The sequence below is a fragment of the Pradoshia sp. Z3_51 genome (assembly GCF_058215915.1).
Window position 1 is genome coordinate 351533 of sequence record NZ_JBZAJC010000001.1, and the last position, 16731, is coordinate 368263.

The window sequence follows — 16731 nt, forward strand, 5'->3', positions numbered from 1 at the left end:
TTTTCTACCTATTTTCTTACTCAAAAATAACTTCAGTTTCATGAATTTCTTCCAGCGTTTTCTCCTGGGCACGTGATAGTACCTCAATCCGAGCACTCAATTGTTTTAGCGCATATTCCATTGCTTTTCCTTCCTTGATACCGAGACTTGTCACTTTTTCCCCATCTTCCCTGGTTGTCAGCTCATAGGCAATTGGAAGCAACTCCTGGAGTCTTACTTGGACACGATCAAATAACTCGGGCTTTTCATGAATCAAGCGCTGAATAAGGAATGTGCCAAATCCAATATGGCGTCCTTCGTCCCTCTTTACATTCCGTATTCCTTCAATAAATCCAGGGAACAAATTCGCTTTTGATAAAGCTTCATAGAAGAACCAATATCCCGTTTCCGCCAATACACCTTCAGCAAAGATATTGTATGTGACCGCAGCATCCAGCATTGCTTCAGGTGACTGATCTACGAGTAATCTATTCATTGTCTTAGGGAGGACATCGTCAAATAATTTCCTGTGCCCGGATGTCAGGAGATGGCTGAGATCCTCAGTCACGCCTATTTCTTCTAAAAATAAACTAAAGAACTCCGCATGCTTAGCTTCTTCAAATAAAAATGTAGATAGGTAGGATTCCTCTTCAAACCATCCTTTTTTAGAAACAGCCATAATCATCGGCAGGATATCCTCCGAGACAGCTTCCTCTCCGCCAATAAACTGTGCAAATTGAATCAGAACTTCCTGCTGCTGATCAGGACTTAGCTTCTTCCAATCTTCTTTATCCTGGCTAAAGTCAATATCAACCGGATTCCAAATCCCATGTCTTTTTGCCTTTTGGTACAGCTTATACGGAAGTGAATCCTTTTTGATCATTTGTTTGGTAGTTACATATTCGCGCATTCATATCCCTCCTTTTAGAATAATTAACTTTTATTTTTTCATGGATGCTTTTCGTATGTATTCCCTCCTCCCCACATTAATAAAGCGCTTACATTAAATTGCATCCATTTGGAACAGCCATCACTTAACTAATTGCAAGTTCCGTGCCAACACACCATCCATGTGAGAATCAGGAAAATAGTATGGCTTTTATGTAGAAATGATTGATTTCCAAACAACCTTTTTTCCTTGCTGTTTGAATATCAATCATAGGCTTTTTGACCTGCAGACGGAACTTCTTTACTTAAACTGTAACTTAAAACCTATACATAATATGTTGTAATTTGTAAGCTAACTAAAAAAAGATAGAATAAATCTATCATCAATTTCCACACTTCTATTCATAGGATTTAATTTTGAAACTATTATTCTTTGGAAACAGTGATACATTACTTCTTTTATTAAGACTTGTTAATTTAGAAAAAACGATTTCCCATTTAAAATCAATCCATATACATAGCTTAAAAGGTACTTTAAGTAAATAATAAAGCGTGGATTAATAGTAATAGAGCGGATTTAATTAATTATTGAGCCGAACTTCAACATAATTGAGCCAAACCACTTTGTAATGATCAAATTAGTGAGAGTATGTGTGAAAAGAAGCCAAATAAGCGCAGATTTTCATTTTTGATATACTTCTATATTTAAGCCACTATAACGATTATTATTCTACCGTGCCTATTAGTATAGATAATTACCCGATAGACACATATAGTTGATCCTTTTTTCTCCCTTATAAATTAAAATTCAACTAGCAAAGTCGCATAAATAAAGGCAGTGATTAGCCACTAAATATGCCTCTCACTGCCTCATGCTCAAATGACTGACCTTATCTACTTTTCTGTCTCTAAATATCCCTTTCTAAGGACTGTCTTAACAATTTTCCCAGCTGCGTTTCTTGGCAATGAATCTACGAAATGTACCAGCTTAGGCTTTTTATAGGATGCCAAATGATTCTGGCAAAAGAGAATGACTTCTTCCTCTGTCATTGTTTCACCAGACTTCAGAACGATATATGCTTGAACCACTTCTCCCCATTTTTCATCAACTGCACCGACCACAGCACTTTCAACCACTTTGGCATGCCTATTTAAGACTTGTTCGATTTCGGCTGGATAGATATTCTCTCCTCCACTAATAATCATATCTTTTTTACGGTCAACGACATAAATAAACCCTTCATCATCCATCCGAACTAAATCCCCGCTATGAAACCATCCTCCATGGAATGCCTCTCTTGTTGCCTCTGGGTTTTTATAATATTCTTTCATAACGGTTGGTCCACGGTAGACAATTTCACCTACATCCCCGAGCGGAACATCATTCATATGGTCATCAACAACCCGGACTTCTACGTTGACCACCGGCTTACCAACGGATGAATTTTTCCTAATAGAGTCCTCTGGCTGAAGACAGGTGGTAACTGGGCTCATTTCTGTTTGTCCAAAAGGATCGCGCAGTTTCCCATTTGGAAAATATTTTGTTATCTTCTCTTTCAATAATAGAGAACAGGGTGCACTCCCAGCGGCACACCTTTCTAATGATGTTAGATCATAGTCTTCAATCGAAGGGAATTCTACAAGCATATGCCACATGGTCGGTGCTAAAAAGATAAAATTAATTCGCTCTTTCTCGATGGTTTGAAGTACTGCTTCGGGGTTGAATTGTGAATGAATCACGGTAGTTCCATTAATGGGGTATAAAAGAGTTGATAGAGCAGCAATGTGAAATAAGGGAGCAACTAATAATTGCTTAAAATTCGAGCTAAGTCCTGCTGTGACGACTTGGTTCATCCCATTCATGCACATATTTTGATGAGTTAAAACTGCTCCTTTTGGACGCCCAGTTGTACCTGAAGTATAAATAATAAGCGCACCATCATCACCCGATAATGAATTGCATGGGCGATACGTTGAGGAGCGGTCATATATTGTCTCATATGGTATATGGGAAGAGGAAGAATCTCCATTCACGATAACTATACTGTCTACAAGCTGAATTTGTGATCGTATCGACTCAATCACAGGTAAAAAAACGTGATCAACAAATAATATTTTACACTCAGATTGCCCTATGATATATGCTAGCTCATCTTTTGTGAGGCGAAAATTTATTGGAACTCCCAATGCTCCCACCAATGAGGTGGCAAAGAAAACATCAATAAAAGTAAGTCCATTCAAGAGCATAAATCCAACCTTATCCTGATATCCTATTCCATTTTCCTGCAACCAACCCGCTAAGTGGGTTGCTCTTTTCTCTGCCTCACGATAGGTCCGTTTCTCACTGCCAAATATGTATGCCTCTCTCTCATGAGCTGTGTGTGCTGACCTGCGTAGATACTCTCCGATCAACAATGATCTGGATAAATCCAAATTAGATGTCGTCACATAAATCCCTCCATATTTAAACTTTAATTTATTTGAACAAAATCACTTAAATGGTTCAATATGAAATCATCCTCTATGGGGAATTGGCAAGCATCCATTGTATTTTGCCATCACTTACAATAATGCAATTATGATGCCAATCTGTATTTTGGCAATCACACGCTAATGTTCAATTATTCATGTCTTCAAATCACACACATCAATGATTACAGGTGTTTGATAGTCTAACACATTTATCCACGTCTATTTTTATAATGATAATGGAATCTGATGGAAAAATAATGAATTTCTCGTATTCTATACTGTCCATTGTGTAAAACGACGTGCCTTAAAAGAATCTAAATCCGAGCGCCATGATAAACTCCTTCTGCTGTTCCTGTGGGCCAATTTATATGAGTATTCTCTTGCTCTTTTTCCTTTTAGAACATAATAAACAGCACCTGCCCATATTGGGTAAGTGCTGCTTAATTTCTATTACATATACAAATAAACAGCGTATTGATCCTGAGTCATTCATACAGCCCTGTCAGCCTCTCCGGACTGCTTTTAGAGGTATTTTTAATTACTAACCGAATAAATGTAAATGACCCATATCAAATTTGAAAAACGAATCCGAACAATAAAGAGCTCTTAAATAGAACTCACTGCGGAGGATTGATAATGATAGAATCGGGCAGATAAATACTGAATTCCGTCCATTCTGGATTGGATGTGCATAATAAGTCTCCATTATAACTATCAATAATTTTTTTGCATACATACAGACCAATACCCGTACCTAATTCCTTCGTAGTGAAAAATGGCTCAAAGATCGACTCAATAATATCATTTGCAATCATTGGCCCATTATTGGACAAACTTATCACTAATTGATTGTTCTTAATTGTGGATTTTACTTTAATCACACGCTGAGGCGGCTGATTTTTCAAGGCATCAATTGAGTTAACAAACAGATTAAGGGCAACCTGCTTCAATCCATTTCTGCTTGCCTTTATAATTAAATCTTCCGGAACATCGATTTCAACCTTAACATTGGTGTCGATAATGTTCGCATAGCTTAATTGTTTAATCTCTTCAATCAGATCTCTGATTGATATATCCATGATAATCTCTTCATTGAATTCAGCCTTTGATGTGTGCAAAAATTGGCTAATGCGAAAATTTAATTGATTAAGCTCATATTCCATGATATCCAAGTATTTCATATCCGGAAATTCTTTTCTCAAAATCTTATTAAAGCCCATTACAGCAGTAAGCGGATTACGGAATTCATGCACAAAGCTTGATGATATTTGGCCGAGCAGTGCTAATTTATCCTTATGGTTTTCATTGATGAACGTAGTCTTCTGATCAATAACTTGATTTTTTAAGTGTATACATGTCGAAACCATTTCATAGCTGAATGTGTCAAATTGTCTATTGATATTATTAACTGTACTTTGTAGTACATAAGACGGTATATCCATCTTCAGCACAAAATTCACAAATATTCTGCGCCCCTGATTGATATTATATAAGACATCTCCTATATTAATATCATCCATTCGCTCAACGGCTGTGCTTGCCGCCATTTCCTTAATTTGGCTTTCAGATATTTTCCCGTTTATCGTGTCAATCAATTGCATAAACATAATCTTACGCGGTTGTTTCAAAGATTCTAGATAATCCTCTTTATTCGGCGCCTTAATCGAATCTAAATACTCCTGAAATAAACTCGCCTCTTCTTTAATCAATAAATCCTCAATCAGCTGTTGATATTCACTTTGCTTTAATAAAATTGGCTCCATTCCATTAGACCACCATTTCACTTAGCTTTACATGTATGTTCTATATTCGACAAATACACCTGATATCCTTTACTAACTTTAAAACATCTCCAGATTGAGAATATTGTAATATTCATGTAAAATGATTACTTTCGTGTAATTCCATTTTTTCGCTTAAAATATACTTTTCTTTGCTTTATTGTCTATGTAAAGAGGTAAAAAATAAGGTCAGATGTTTAATGATAATCAAAAAACAACTCGAGTAACGAAACATACTCAATTCTGTCCATCTAAAAAGGACTATATATAGGAAGCAATGTCCTTATATAGTCCTCAATTAATTGGCTGATATAGTTAATGTGATTTCTTTAGTTTTAGATCTGCCTATTCACCTTTGCGAAATTCTGTTTTTAATAATATTATAAACAAGTACTAACGCAGCCACTATTAAGAAAACATGGATAATTGCTCCGCCAATTTTAAATATAAGACCTAATAACCATATAGCCAATAAGATTCCAACTAATGTCCAAAGCATTTGAATCATCTCTCTTCCAATAAGGGTTTCATTTACCTATTTTTACCCATTTGAAAAGATTTAAAACAAAAGCGATTATTAATAACAATTTATTACCGTACCAATCAGCGTTTGGTTGAACCAAATCCACCGGTTCTGCTTGCATGTAGTACTTGATCCTCATCTGCTAATAGATACTGTTTAAAAATACCCTGTGCAATCCTGTCCCCTTTTTTTACAAGAACCGGAGCTTCTCCGCGATTAGTAATGGAAATACCAATATTCCCATCATTTTCAGGGTTTCCATAGTAGGAAGAATCAATAATGCCTGTCCCATTTGATAGAACTAGCCCATATTTCACTCCCAAACTACTTCTGATATGTATCTCCAATAATTCATTTTGCTGCATATAGGTTTTGACGTTAGTCCAAAACAGATGCTTTCCTCCAACATTCAATGTAATGGTTTCGTTTGAAAAAAAATCATATCCTGCTGATCCGGCATCTCCGCGCATTGGGAGCTTGACTTCATCCTCCGTCATTTGAACCTTGATATACGCAGAATTAACAACTTCGAATCCTCTTACTTTTTGCTCTTTCATATAAATCTCCTTTTATGTAACAATATCCTTGTAACTATTAATAATTTTAAACTGACTCCACATTTCAGGAAACAAAGATTGATATTTATCGGTTAAAAATCGATCATCTATTAAAGTAAGCGTACCTGTATCCTGTTCACTGCGAATTAATCGACCTGCAGCCTGCAATACTTTGTTCATCCCCGGATAAACATACGCGTAATCAAATCCATTTTTACTTTTTGAGTGATAATAGTCGCGAATTAAGTTTCTTTCTTCATTTAATTGAGGCAATCCAACTCCAATTATGATAACCCCACTCAATCTATTGCCAACCAGGTCGATTCCTTCAGAAAAGATTCCGCCTAATACTGTAAAGCCAATTACAGGAATATCTAGGTTCTCTTCAAAGGCTGACAGAAAATCTTCTCTTTCCTGCTCACTCATTCCTTGATTTTGTATCAGAATTTTAGAAGGTTCCTCAAATTCCTCCAGTTCGTCCATAACCATTCTTAAAAATTGGTAGGACGGGAAAAACACTAAAAAATTACCTCTGTTTTTTGTAATTGCATGAATGGTTCTGGCAATTTGAACACTAGATACCGAGCGATCATGGAATCTTGTAGAAAGCGGCTGTATTGCTATATCCAACTGATCTGGGGAAAATGGTGAACCGATTTGAATCCGATAATCCCCATCACCACTTCCTAATGCATCCATGTAATAGCCAATTGGCGTCAATGTAGCCGAGAAGAATAGAGTGGAAGCAAATCCCTTCGTCATCTTTTGCAAATTTAAAGCAGGATCCAAACAAAACAGCTTTAAGTATACATTATTGCTTCCCTTTATTACATGCGTCGTATAATGCTCATTATAATACTTAGCTATCCGTAGGAAATTCTGTGATTGAAAAAAGGTTTCTAATAAATCAATTTCATTTGACGTATGATTTTCTCCATACCTGGTTAATTGAGCACCGGCATGAAGTACGAAATCTTCCAGTGCATCCAGCAACTCGTCCGGCTTTTCCGAATAAGCAGCTGATTTCCTTTCGCCCAATTTCTTCCTTTGCTGAATCAATAATGCATTAATTACTTTAGCTGCATTTGATAGCTCTGGATTCAATTGGCCGTACGCCCTTTTTATATCTAGAAATGCTTTCTTTTCCAACTCTGCAGAAAACATTTCCCGGCCGCGTTCCACCAGATTATGCGCTTCATCAACCAGAATTACAGTTCGTTTCTTTTGCTCATCAGATAGTCGTTTCAAGAATACTCGTGGATCAAAAATATAATTATAATCGCAAATCACAATGTCTGCCAGGTATGCTAATTCAATCGAATATTCAAAAGGACATACTCGGTGGCGCTGAGCGTATTCCAGAATTGTTTCTCTATCCATTAACCATTCATTTTCTAAAATATCCAAAACAGCAGCATTAATTCGGTCATAATGCCCCTCCCCATATATACATTGGCCAGAGGTGCAATCAGGACACATTTTATCCTTAGCTGTAAGGGTAACAGTTTTCACTTTTAAACCTTTGCCAATTAAGATGTTTAGTGTATCCTCAGCCACTTGCCTCGTAATTGTTTTGGCTGTTAAATAGAAAAATCGTTCAATCTTATGGTCTATTTCTCCCATCATTTTTATGGATGGAAATATAAAAGAAATGGTCTTTCCAATGCCAGTTGGCGCCAATGCGAATAATTTTTTTCGTTCAGAAATGGTTTTCCAGGCTGCTCCTATGAGCTTTCGCTGTCCCTTTCTAAAATTTCCGAACGGAAATTCAATTTTTGCTGCTGAATTGAGCTTTTCTCTCCGTATCTTTAATTGCAGGATTGCAAATGGTGTAAAGTTTTCGAGTACTTGAGTTAGAAATTGTTCTAATTCTTTAAATGTTAGGGTTTTGCGAAACGAGGCTGTTTGATTAGTCAATATTTGTACGTAAGTCAATTGTATATCAATATGTTTCAGACCTTCATTCAAACAGTATATATAGCCATAACACATTGCCTGAGCCCAGTGTACAGGGTATGTATTTTCATCAATCCCATCAAGAGCTCCAGAGGTTGATTTAATTTCCTCAATGACTGTTCCTTCTCGCCTATGTAAAATACCATCACATCTTCCTTCAATCTCATAAAGAATATCCCCGTATTCCATTATCAGATTAAGAGGTACCTCTTTTTCATCGTTCTCCTCATATTCTGCTTGTCTTCTTTGATGAATTCTTGTCCCCTCAATCATAGAACTGGCCGTGCGAAAACGTCCGTCCAAATCGCCGCCCCGATAAACATATTCAACTAACTGTCTAATGGATATATGATACTCACCTAACATGTACACTCACCCAACCTGCGTCATAGTACCATTATCATACCATATAGGGTACAGATGTTCTTACTTAAATGAAATTGAAAGAACATCATTCATATAAAGTAGGGACTATTGAAATCTCTTTGCTTCACCCTTAATAGTAACTAAAACAGGGTATTCTCAGATTTTGAGAATACCCTGTTTTGTTTGATTGCCTTGTCACATAATCACTTAATATGAATATTTCTAATTTCCGCTTTTATGAAGAATATATATACTCGGCTTTTTCTTAATTTTCTTCTGAAATATCCTGCAAAGCTTCACCGGCTTCGTCATTACCGGTATAGCTTACGGCCAAATCACCTAAGGATACAATTCCAACAAGTTTACCGTTTTCCAGGACAGGCAGACGCCTAATTTGATGTTGAGCCATTAGTGCAGCTGCTTCCTCCTCTGTTGTATCAGGGTTTGCAGTCACAACATTTTGATGCATCACATCTGTTACCCTAGTTGAACCTGGCCGTTTTTCAGCAATTCCGTCCACAACCAGATCGCGGTCCGTAATGATGCCAATCAATGTATTATCCTCACAGACAGGAATGATTCCTACATTATCTTCTTTCATTTTCAAAGCAACCTCATATACATTATCAAGCGGTGTAACATAGTCTACATTTGTGGTCATAATTTCTCTTAACATCGTCATGAGCTATACCTCACTTCCTTTTACCTCTATCTTCCCCTTTTTTACCTTTTTGACACATTTTTTTAATGGAAGAAGGAGGTTAATTAAAGTTTGGTTTCACTCATTAATTTATCAATATCTTTATATATCTGAACTTCTTCATTAATTCTGAGCATTTTATCGTCCAATTCTGCAATCATATCGGCAGACCCTTTTAATTCTTGGAGTAGATGCTCAGGTACATCCTTAGAGAATTTATAATAAATTTTATGTTCCAGGCTCGCCCAAAAGTCCATGGCAATGGTTCTAATTTGTATTTCCACCGGCATCCATTTTTTACAGTTCGAAAAAAACACTGGTATTTCCGTAATCAAATGAAGGCTCCTATACCCGTTTGACTTAGGGTTTTTAATATAATCTTTAATCTCAATAATATGTATATCATCCTGTTTTCCAAGGGCATCTACAATCGCATAAATATCCGTCGTAAACGAACAGGAAATACGAATCCCGGCTATATCACGGACATTCTGCTGTGCATTTTCAACCGTAATATCTAGGTTTTTTCGTTTTAATTTTTTCATAATACTCTGTGGACTTTTCATTCTCGATTTAATATGTTCGATTGGATTGTAATTGTGAATCAATTCAAACTCCTGATTTAATATTTCCAGTTTTGTATTCATTTCACTTAATGCAAACTTATAGCCAATTAAAAATTCTTTCCATTCATTTAATTCTTGTTCATAAGGCAAATTCACAGTTGGGATACCTCTTTTCTGTAGTGTTTACATACCCCTACATACGATTAAGACGAATAAATGGTTTCATTTTGATCTATTGAAAATACTGTTAAATTCACAAAATAAAAAACAAGACAAAAAAAACAGACCACATATTCAATGGTCTGTTTCTGTGAGAAAGCTGGACGGCTTAATCGTTCCGTCTAGGATTATTAATCGCTTGAAGCATTTTAATTCCTTCTGTCATCTCACTACCACATAATGGACACTTAGGTGTTGCTGTAGCTTTGAAATTGTCACGTACCCAACCGTTACAATCATCAGAAGTACATTCCCACACCTTCGTTTCTTCAGGGATTATTTCCTCAACATTTTTTCGATTATACATAACCGGCACACCTTTCTTTTAGAAGTTAATTATGTAGTAAAAGACTATCCATACCTGGGATAGCCTTTATTCGCATACTTCTTAAAGCTTAATTACGTTTTCAGCTTGAGGTCCGCGAGCGCCTTCTGTTACGTCGAACTGTACGCTTTGGCCTTCTTCTAGAGATTTGAAACCTTCGCCTTGAATAGCGGAGAAATGTACGAATACATCATTTTCGCCTTCAACTTCAATGAATCCGAAACCTTTTTCTGCATTAAACCATTTTACTTTACCGTTTTTCATTTTGTTACCTCCAAAAATGTGTGATAAATAAAGATTCACCTATTATAAAAAGTACCGCTCTGTAAAAAAGAGAACACTTTATAATAAGTGAATGTCTATTTACGGTCAATTTTATAAAGATAAACATTATATCTTATAATACGGCACATTTTCAGAAATGTCAATAATCTGCTGAACTTTCTAACCATATCATGCCTCTGTCAGCAGATATTATACCTATTTATTTTTGAGATTTATTCCACTCATATAATTGCCGGAAATAGTCTATTCGTTCTTCTCTCGTATAATGGGCATTTACCCCGCTTGTAGATGGAACAACAAAGATATAGCAGCCTTCCCAATCAGGTGTAGCAAAAAACAAGCCGTCCTGAAGACCTGGTTCTACTTTGCCTTTAAGACGGTTTGTTGCATAGCGGAAGGCAGTAATCCCAATGAAGCATAAACATTTAGGCTTGTATTGAGTGATTAAATTCCTTAGGTCAGCCGCACCCTCTATAAATTCATCTTTTTTCAAATCAGAAGAAGATCTTGTTGCCCTGCCGACAATATCAGTTATTCCGTAACCATAGTCCAAGAGCTTTGCCGTCTCCTCAGGTTTAAACTGATACGGCGTAATGCCACCCAAATACAAACCCTTCCAAAACAAATTCGCTGGATTCGCAAAATGATACCCTTTTAGAGCAGAAATTCTGCCAGGATTAATCCCACAAAATACAATATCCAATCCAGGCTTGATATAGGTTGGCAATGTTAAAGATTCAAAATCCTCCATTCATACCCTCCTCGCTCTATTTTGGATGATTATAACGCATTTAAGAATGATGATAAAGTAATCAACTTATGACTGTTCTTACATCTACTTCTTTGTTAAAAATAAAAAACACGGCATATCCCCCGTAGCAAACGCCACGAGGTACACACCATGTTCACAAGTTACCTGTATGAGATTAAGCTTTACCGCAGCATTTTTTATATTTTTTGCCGCTGCCGCATGGGCAAGGTTCATTTCTGCCTACTTTTGGTTGAGTTTTTAGAACTGGAGCAGAAGCTGCAGGTTTACTAGCAGATGGAGAGGATAATTCAGAAGGTGTGTGACCTTTTAAAATCCATAGTCTTGTATTGTTTACGACAGTAACCATTTTTTCAACCAGTGCATTAATATCTTTTTCTGACTCAAATTCAATTTGTTCTCCAAACCATTTCACCACATCAGGCAAGGATTCTCCGAATTGAACTTTAAAGATAAAACGGTCTGCCAATTCTGCTGCTTCTTCTTGTTTCAAAGAATACGTATCTGATAAATAGTGAATGAATTCAACCATTTGCTCTGTTCTTTCAAATGGCTCGTACCGGTTCACGTTTACCATAGTTTCAGCAGGAATATGGTAGTATTTCAAGCCTACTCTGCTTGCCTGAGCCTGTTTAAATCCATCTAATTCCTTGATAGTATCATGAATAATATATTCATCATCTAGACGGAAATCTCCATAGAAATCTTCCAAATATCGAATGTAATTGTGCAGCCATTCAATATCCACTTCTTCCTGGATATATCCTTCAATCAATTTATGAGCTTTTTCAACCTCTATAAATCCATAATAACGAATTAACCCAAAAAGAATGTTTGTCACTTTTTGATTACGGTTAATGACAGTCATGATTTCTTTTGGATTTAAATTGTAAAATTGTTTCATTACTTCAGTCGGCATTACAACCACTGGTTGATCTTCCACTTTGGAAGGGTGGATATATCCGATACTTGATAAGTAAAATACATTTTCAAGTCCAATTTGTTCGATTGGCATAATCCCGCTTTTTGTCATCATCGCTACAATAGCTGTGTATTGATGAAGATCCATCATTTGAACCTTCTCAGGGACAGAAGCTGGTATTTTCTCAGCCAGTGCTGCTACCAATTCTTTTTTTCTTAATGAACTCATGTTTTTTAAATTTAGATTTCTGCGGATATTCTTTAAAGCATCCATCTTTAATGAATCCAGCAAACTCTCTAAATTATATTCATCTACAGTTGCAGTTGTCATCAGAATTCCTCCATATTGATTCAAAAACTAAAAATATAATAATTCCCCGTCAAAGAATTAAATTTTACTACAAATCACGAAAAAAATAAACTGTCGCTCTATTCCTAAATTTTAAATTCCTTCTATACACTTATGTAATTGACTAAAACATATGGTATTGATACTACCCCTCTTTTACTAGAATAGAAAGGAAAAAGCAATCCAGCGTGCTTGGATTGCTTTTCATGACCAATCAAAAAACCTATCAGTCTTCCAAAATTTTCACATCAACTGTTTTAATACCCCAGTCTTCCGCTTCACTTTGTGATGGAATAAAAACATCAATTTTATTACCTTTAATTGCTCCTCCAATATCTCCGGCAATTGCATGTCCGTACCCTTCCACATAAACTTTTGTGCCCAGTGGAATTACAGATGGGTCAACAGCAATTACTTTTTGATTAGGATTAGCTTTAAGATCTATACCAGTGTATGTGACACCAGTTCCACCTTCACAATCCGCGGTATAAGCTGTTGCCTTAACAGTAATGATTTTCTCATCCTGCTCAGAGTTTTCAGCAGATGTATTTATTTCTTCATCTACTTCTTCAACTTCAGAAGTTACGGCAGTTTCTGTATTTTTATTTACCTCTTCTTCAATTGGTGATTTTACAGATGTTTCTTTTACCTCATCTTTATCTTCAACTGCAGGTGTTTTAATAACCTTATTTTCCTGAGTCTTTTCCGTCTTTACAGCCTTTTCTATCTTAGATAAGTCTGTTCTACGTTCAGTCGATTGCACGTCTTTCGTTTCGACTCGATCTGTTGCATCGGCAGCAGCGTTAGCAGATGATTGTATGTTCATTTCTGTATCTTTAATGCTTGAATTAATAGATTCATATGAAGTATGCTCAAACTCTTTATCATTCTGAATGATTGTAGAGCTTGTCTTTTTTTCAGGCATATCTATAAACATAAAATCAGTCAAATCATCTTTCACTACTTGACTTACTTCAGCTGTTGGCTGCTGATCTATATGTTGAGTTTTATTATTATTTGATGAGGAAACGAAGCCACCTTGTATGACTCCCGCAAGTGATGTTGAGATTAATACTGCAATAATCAATTGATTCATCGGGCTAACCTCCTTTATTTTGACCGAATGAATTTCAGACATTATCCTACCAGCTAACTAAAATAGTTGTTAAGAACAAATAGATGTTAAACCTATTACATATATGTCGCTAACATTACAATAATGTAACAAATTTACAGAAAAGTAACTAAGTAAGCGCTTTATCTATTGATTCTGTAAGTACTGGATTTTTTGTCTTTATAGCTAAAGAAGTAGTTGTTTTACATAAATTACCACCGTCAAAGTACTGTTTTCTGACTAAAACACGAGAATGTTAGTACTTCTCTTTCAAAATGTGTACATGTGGTGATATAATTTGCTAGATACCAGCAAACGGAGGAAATGAAATACATGATTACTGTAAATAACGTAGGTCTTCGCTTTGGAGACCGAAAATTGTTCGAAGATGTAAATATTAAATTTACACCTGGAAACTGCTATGGATTAATTGGCGCCAACGGTGCCGGAAAATCTACTTTTCTTAAAATCTTATCAGGTGAGCTAGAGCCTCAATCTGGAACTGTCAGCCTTGGCCCTGGAGAGCGCCTTACAGTCTTAAAGCAAAACCACTTCGAATATGAAGATATTGAAGTGATTCAAGTAGTTATTATGGGACATGCCCGACTTTATGAAGTTATGAAAGAAAAAGATGCTATTTATATGAAGGAAAACTTCTCCGACGAAGATGGTATGAGAGCAGCAGAACTTGAAGGTGAATTTGCTGAACTGAATGGTTGGGAAGCAGAACCTGATGCAGCAATCCTACTTAAAGGGTTAGGGATACCAGAAGAATTACACAACAAAAAGATGGCTGAGCTAGATGGTGGAGAAAAAGTAAAAGTATTGCTTGCACAAGCTTTATTTGGCAAACCGGACGTATTATTACTCGATGAGCCTACCAACCACCTTGATATCAAAGCTATTCAATGGCTTGAAGAATTTTTAATCAACTTTGAGAATACGGTAATTGTTGTATCCCATGACCGTCATTTCTTGAATAAAGTATGTACACATATTGCAGACCTTGATTTCGGAAAAATCCAATTGTATGTCGGAAACTATGATTTCTGGTATGAGTCCAGCCAATTGGCACAAAAATTAACAGCTGAGTCCAATAAGAAAAAGGAAGAAAAGATTAAGGAATTACAAGCATTCGTTGCCCGTTTCAGTGCTAATGCTTCTAAATCTAAACAGGCCACTTCCCGTAAAAAATTATTGGAAAAGATTACGCTCGATGATATTAGACCTTCATCCCGCCGTTATCCATATGTACACTTCACTCCAGAGCGCGAAATTGGTAATGATCTTCTGCGTGTAGAAGGTCTATCCAAAACGATTGATGGAGAAAAGGTACTGAACAATGTTAGCTTTATTATGAATAAAGACGACAAAATCGCTTTAGTTGGTCAAAATGATAATGCCAAAACAGCTCTATTTAAAATCCTAATGGGTGAAATGGAAGCTGATGAAGGAACATTCAAATGGGGAGTTACAACTTCACAATCCTACTTCCCTAAAGACAACTCTGAGTTCTTTGAAGGAAACGAGCAAACTCTAGTGGATTGGCTTCGTCAATTCTCTCCACAGGATGAAAGCGAATCATTCCTTCGCGGTTTCCTCGGAAGAATGCTCTTCTCTGGTGAAGAAGTAATGAAGAAACCGTCTGTTCTTTCCGGTGGCGAAAAAGTTCGTTGTATGCTATCCAAAATGATGCTCAGCGGAGCAAATGTTCTTCTTTTGGATGAACCGACGAACCATCTAGACTTGGAATCCATCACAGCAGTCAATAACGGTATGATTAATTTCAAAGGTGCCATGATCTTCACATCTCATGACCACCAGTTTATCCAAACGATTGCAAACCGTATTATCGAAATTACTCCAGATGGCATCATCGACAAACAAATGACGTATGATGAGTATTTAGAGACAGTTAAAAAGTAATGAATGCAAAAGACTATCAGTGAATTTTAACTGATAGTCTTTTTCTTATAATTTGGATTAGTGCCTTGTTAAATATAAAAAATTACAAAACAGCTTAAATCCTTCTGTATTTCATACTCCATAATTAAAGCCTTAATCTTAATCAAACGACTACATACGGTGTCTTCTGGATGATTAATCTTCTAATATCTCTCGCAAAAACTTGTGTCTATTTTGTAAAAAGTAATTCGTTATTTGATAGTGATCTGTCATTTCATAATCTATCTCTTTAATTGTATCGTTATCAAAACTTAGAATTGTGGCGTTGGGATATCCTAAAAGAATTGGAGAATGTGTAGCGATTATAAATTGACTGTCCCCTGCAGTGACTAAATCATGTAAGATTTTCAAAAATGAAAGTTGTCGCTGGGGTGATAAGGCAGCTTCTGGTTCATCTAATAAATAGATGGCTCTCCCTTTAAATCGGTTTAAAAAGAGGGACAAAAAAGACTCGCCATGAGATTGTTGATGCAAAGAACGTCCGCCATAGGCATTATAAGCTTTTACTTCATCAATATGAGAAGCAAAATTATAAAATGACTCTGCTCTAAGAAAAAAACCGTCTGTGACTTTAGGAAGCCACGAAAGCCTTATATATTCGCCAAGTGCGGATTCTGAAGCATGAACATTATAAGTATTATTCCGCCCTCCACCTGCTGTATTAAACTGACATTTATCAGCAATTGCTTCTAGAAGTGTAGATTTTCCTGAACCGTTTTCCCCAACAAAAAATGTAACATTGATTTTCAAATTCAATTGGTGAAGATTCTTTATTGAAGGAATAGAGAAAGGATACTCATTATAAGAAGGTATGTTTTCATGCTCAAGTTGAATTCTCTTTAAGAACAACACTATCACCTACGATTTCCTTTTTTACTTTTTTTTCGAATAAAACGTCCCTTTAACTGAATGAAAAAGACAATAAACCATGCATAGCATTCGACAATCAAATCGGATCGCTTTATTTAACAATTATATACAAAATATCATTACTTT

Annotated in this window: 15 protein-coding genes; 1 reads left to right on the forward strand and 14 read right to left on the reverse strand. The window is 36.1% G+C overall.

All coding sequences use genetic code 11. The features are described from left to right. Nucleotides 1-16: 16 nt before the first annotated feature. From AC4BHA_RS01585 to AC4BHA_RS01645, 13 genes are all read right to left on the reverse strand, one after another. Nucleotides 17-889 carry a R2-like ligand-binding oxidase gene (locus AC4BHA_RS01585; RefSeq protein WP_490558050.1) on the reverse strand — a complete coding sequence of 291 codons (873 nt, stop codon included), beginning with the start codon at nucleotides 887-889 and terminating at the stop codon, nucleotides 17-19. An 872-nt stretch (nucleotides 890-1761) separates the two neighbouring features. Next, a complete protein-coding gene (locus AC4BHA_RS01590) occupies nucleotides 1762-3315 on the reverse strand; it encodes an acyl-CoA synthetase (protein WP_490558051.1) in 1554 nt (517 codons plus the stop codon). 641 nt (nucleotides 3316-3956) lie between these two features. After that, the gene (locus tag AC4BHA_RS01595) at nucleotides 3957-5102 is read right to left on the reverse strand and encodes a histidine kinase N-terminal domain-containing protein (protein ID WP_066103480.1); all 1146 of its coding nucleotides are present in this window, start codon (nucleotides 5100-5102) and stop codon (nucleotides 3957-3959) included. Between the two features lie 367 nt (nucleotides 5103-5469). Beyond that, nucleotides 5470-5619, reverse strand: a complete 150-nt coding sequence (locus AC4BHA_RS01600; RefSeq protein ID WP_139063809.1) for a lmo0937 family membrane protein — start codon at nucleotides 5617-5619, stop codon at nucleotides 5470-5472. A gap of 104 nt (nucleotides 5620-5723) precedes the next feature. Continuing rightward, complete coding sequence (locus AC4BHA_RS01605) at nucleotides 5724-6200, reverse strand: dCTP deaminase/dUTPase family protein (RefSeq protein WP_490558052.1); 477 nt, start codon at nucleotides 6198-6200, stop codon at nucleotides 5724-5726. A gap of 12 nt (nucleotides 6201-6212) precedes the next feature. Continuing rightward, on the reverse strand, nucleotides 6213-8522 hold the full coding sequence (locus AC4BHA_RS01610) for an ATP-dependent DNA helicase (protein ID WP_139891858.1): 2310 nt from the start codon (nucleotides 8520-8522) through the stop codon (nucleotides 6213-6215). Between the two features lie 265 nt (nucleotides 8523-8787). Beyond that, the gene (locus tag AC4BHA_RS01615; protein ID WP_066103476.1) at nucleotides 8788-9204 is read right to left on the reverse strand and encodes a CBS domain-containing protein; all 417 of its coding nucleotides are present in this window, start codon (nucleotides 9202-9204) and stop codon (nucleotides 8788-8790) included. A gap of 83 nt (nucleotides 9205-9287) precedes the next feature. After that, the gene (locus tag AC4BHA_RS01620; RefSeq protein WP_225983575.1) at nucleotides 9288-9944 is read right to left on the reverse strand and encodes a GTP pyrophosphokinase; all 657 of its coding nucleotides are present in this window, start codon (nucleotides 9942-9944) and stop codon (nucleotides 9288-9290) included. 172 nt (nucleotides 9945-10116) lie between these two features. After that, complete coding sequence (locus AC4BHA_RS01625; protein ID WP_066103474.1) at nucleotides 10117-10314, reverse strand: cold-shock protein; 198 nt, start codon at nucleotides 10312-10314, stop codon at nucleotides 10117-10119. 81 nt (nucleotides 10315-10395) lie between these two features. Further along, nucleotides 10396-10596, reverse strand: coding sequence for a cold-shock protein (locus AC4BHA_RS01630; protein ID WP_066103471.1), 201 nt, complete (start codon nucleotides 10594-10596; stop codon nucleotides 10396-10398). Nucleotides 10597-10816: 220 nt separating this feature from the next. Further along, on the reverse strand, nucleotides 10817-11368 hold the full coding sequence (locus AC4BHA_RS01635; RefSeq protein WP_066103469.1) for a mismatch-specific DNA-glycosylase: 552 nt from the start codon (nucleotides 11366-11368) through the stop codon (nucleotides 10817-10819). A 175-nt stretch (nucleotides 11369-11543) separates the two neighbouring features. Next, nucleotides 11544-12638, reverse strand: coding sequence for an SEC-C metal-binding domain-containing protein (locus AC4BHA_RS01640; RefSeq protein ID WP_139891857.1), 1095 nt, complete (start codon nucleotides 12636-12638; stop codon nucleotides 11544-11546). 244 nt (nucleotides 12639-12882) lie between these two features. Next, entirely contained in the window at nucleotides 12883-13752 is an 870-nt protein-coding gene (locus tag AC4BHA_RS01645) for a 3D domain-containing protein (protein ID WP_066103463.1), read from the reverse strand. 351 nt (nucleotides 13753-14103) lie between these two features. Here AC4BHA_RS01645 and AC4BHA_RS01650 point away from each other — a divergent pair, with 351 nt between their 5' ends. Continuing rightward, on the forward strand, nucleotides 14104-15696 hold the full coding sequence (locus AC4BHA_RS01650; protein ID WP_066103460.1) for an ABC-F family ATP-binding cassette domain-containing protein: 1593 nt from the start codon (nucleotides 14104-14106) through the stop codon (nucleotides 15694-15696). Nucleotides 15697-15870: 174 nt separating this feature from the next. On the opposite strand, the gene AC4BHA_RS01655 is transcribed toward AC4BHA_RS01650, so the two are convergent. Then, a complete protein-coding gene (locus AC4BHA_RS01655) occupies nucleotides 15871-16584 on the reverse strand; it encodes an AAA family ATPase (RefSeq protein WP_066103458.1) in 714 nt (237 codons plus the stop codon). Between the last annotated feature and the right edge of the window lie 147 nt (nucleotides 16585-16731).

What these genes read in the sequence shown, in the direction of transcription:
- AC4BHA_RS01585 (WP_490558050.1), bottom strand. Translation starts at nt 889, where the DNA reads ATGCGCGAATATGTAACTACCAAACAAATGATCAAAAAGGATTCACTT.
- AC4BHA_RS01595 (WP_066103480.1), bottom strand. Translation starts at nt 5,102, where the DNA reads ATGGAGCCAATTTTATTAAAGCAAAGTGAATATCAACAGCTGATTGAG.
- AC4BHA_RS01600 (WP_139063809.1), bottom strand. Translation starts at nt 5,619, where the DNA reads ATGCTTTGGACATTAGTTGGAATCTTATTGGCTATATGGTTATTAGGT.
- AC4BHA_RS01605 (WP_490558052.1), bottom strand. Translation starts at nt 6,200, where the DNA reads ATGAAAGAGCAAAAAGTAAGAGGATTCGAAGTTGTTAATTCTGCGTAT.
- AC4BHA_RS01610 (WP_139891858.1), bottom strand. Translation starts at nt 8,522, where the DNA reads ATGTTAGGTGAGTATCATATATCCATTAGACAGTTAGTTGAATATGTT.
- AC4BHA_RS01615 (WP_066103476.1), bottom strand. Translation starts at nt 9,204, where the DNA reads ATGACGATGTTAAGAGAAATTATGACCACAAATGTAGACTATGTTACA.
- AC4BHA_RS01625 (WP_066103474.1), bottom strand. Translation starts at nt 10,314, where the DNA reads ATGTATAATCGAAAAAATGTTGAGGAAATAATCCCTGAAGAAACGAAG.
- AC4BHA_RS01630 (WP_066103471.1), bottom strand. Translation starts at nt 10,596, where the DNA reads ATGAAAAACGGTAAAGTAAAATGGTTTAATGCAGAAAAAGGTTTCGGA.
- AC4BHA_RS01635 (WP_066103469.1), bottom strand. Translation starts at nt 11,368, where the DNA reads ATGGAGGATTTTGAATCTTTAACATTGCCAACCTATATCAAGCCTGGA.
- AC4BHA_RS01640 (WP_139891857.1), bottom strand. Translation starts at nt 12,638, where the DNA reads ATGACAACTGCAACTGTAGATGAATATAATTTAGAGAGTTTGCTGGAT.
- AC4BHA_RS01645 (WP_066103463.1), bottom strand. Translation starts at nt 13,752, where the DNA reads ATGAATCAATTGATTATTGCAGTATTAATCTCAACATCACTTGCGGGA.
- AC4BHA_RS01650 (WP_066103460.1), top strand. Translation starts at nt 14,104, where the DNA reads ATGATTACTGTAAATAACGTAGGTCTTCGCTTTGGAGACCGAAAATTG.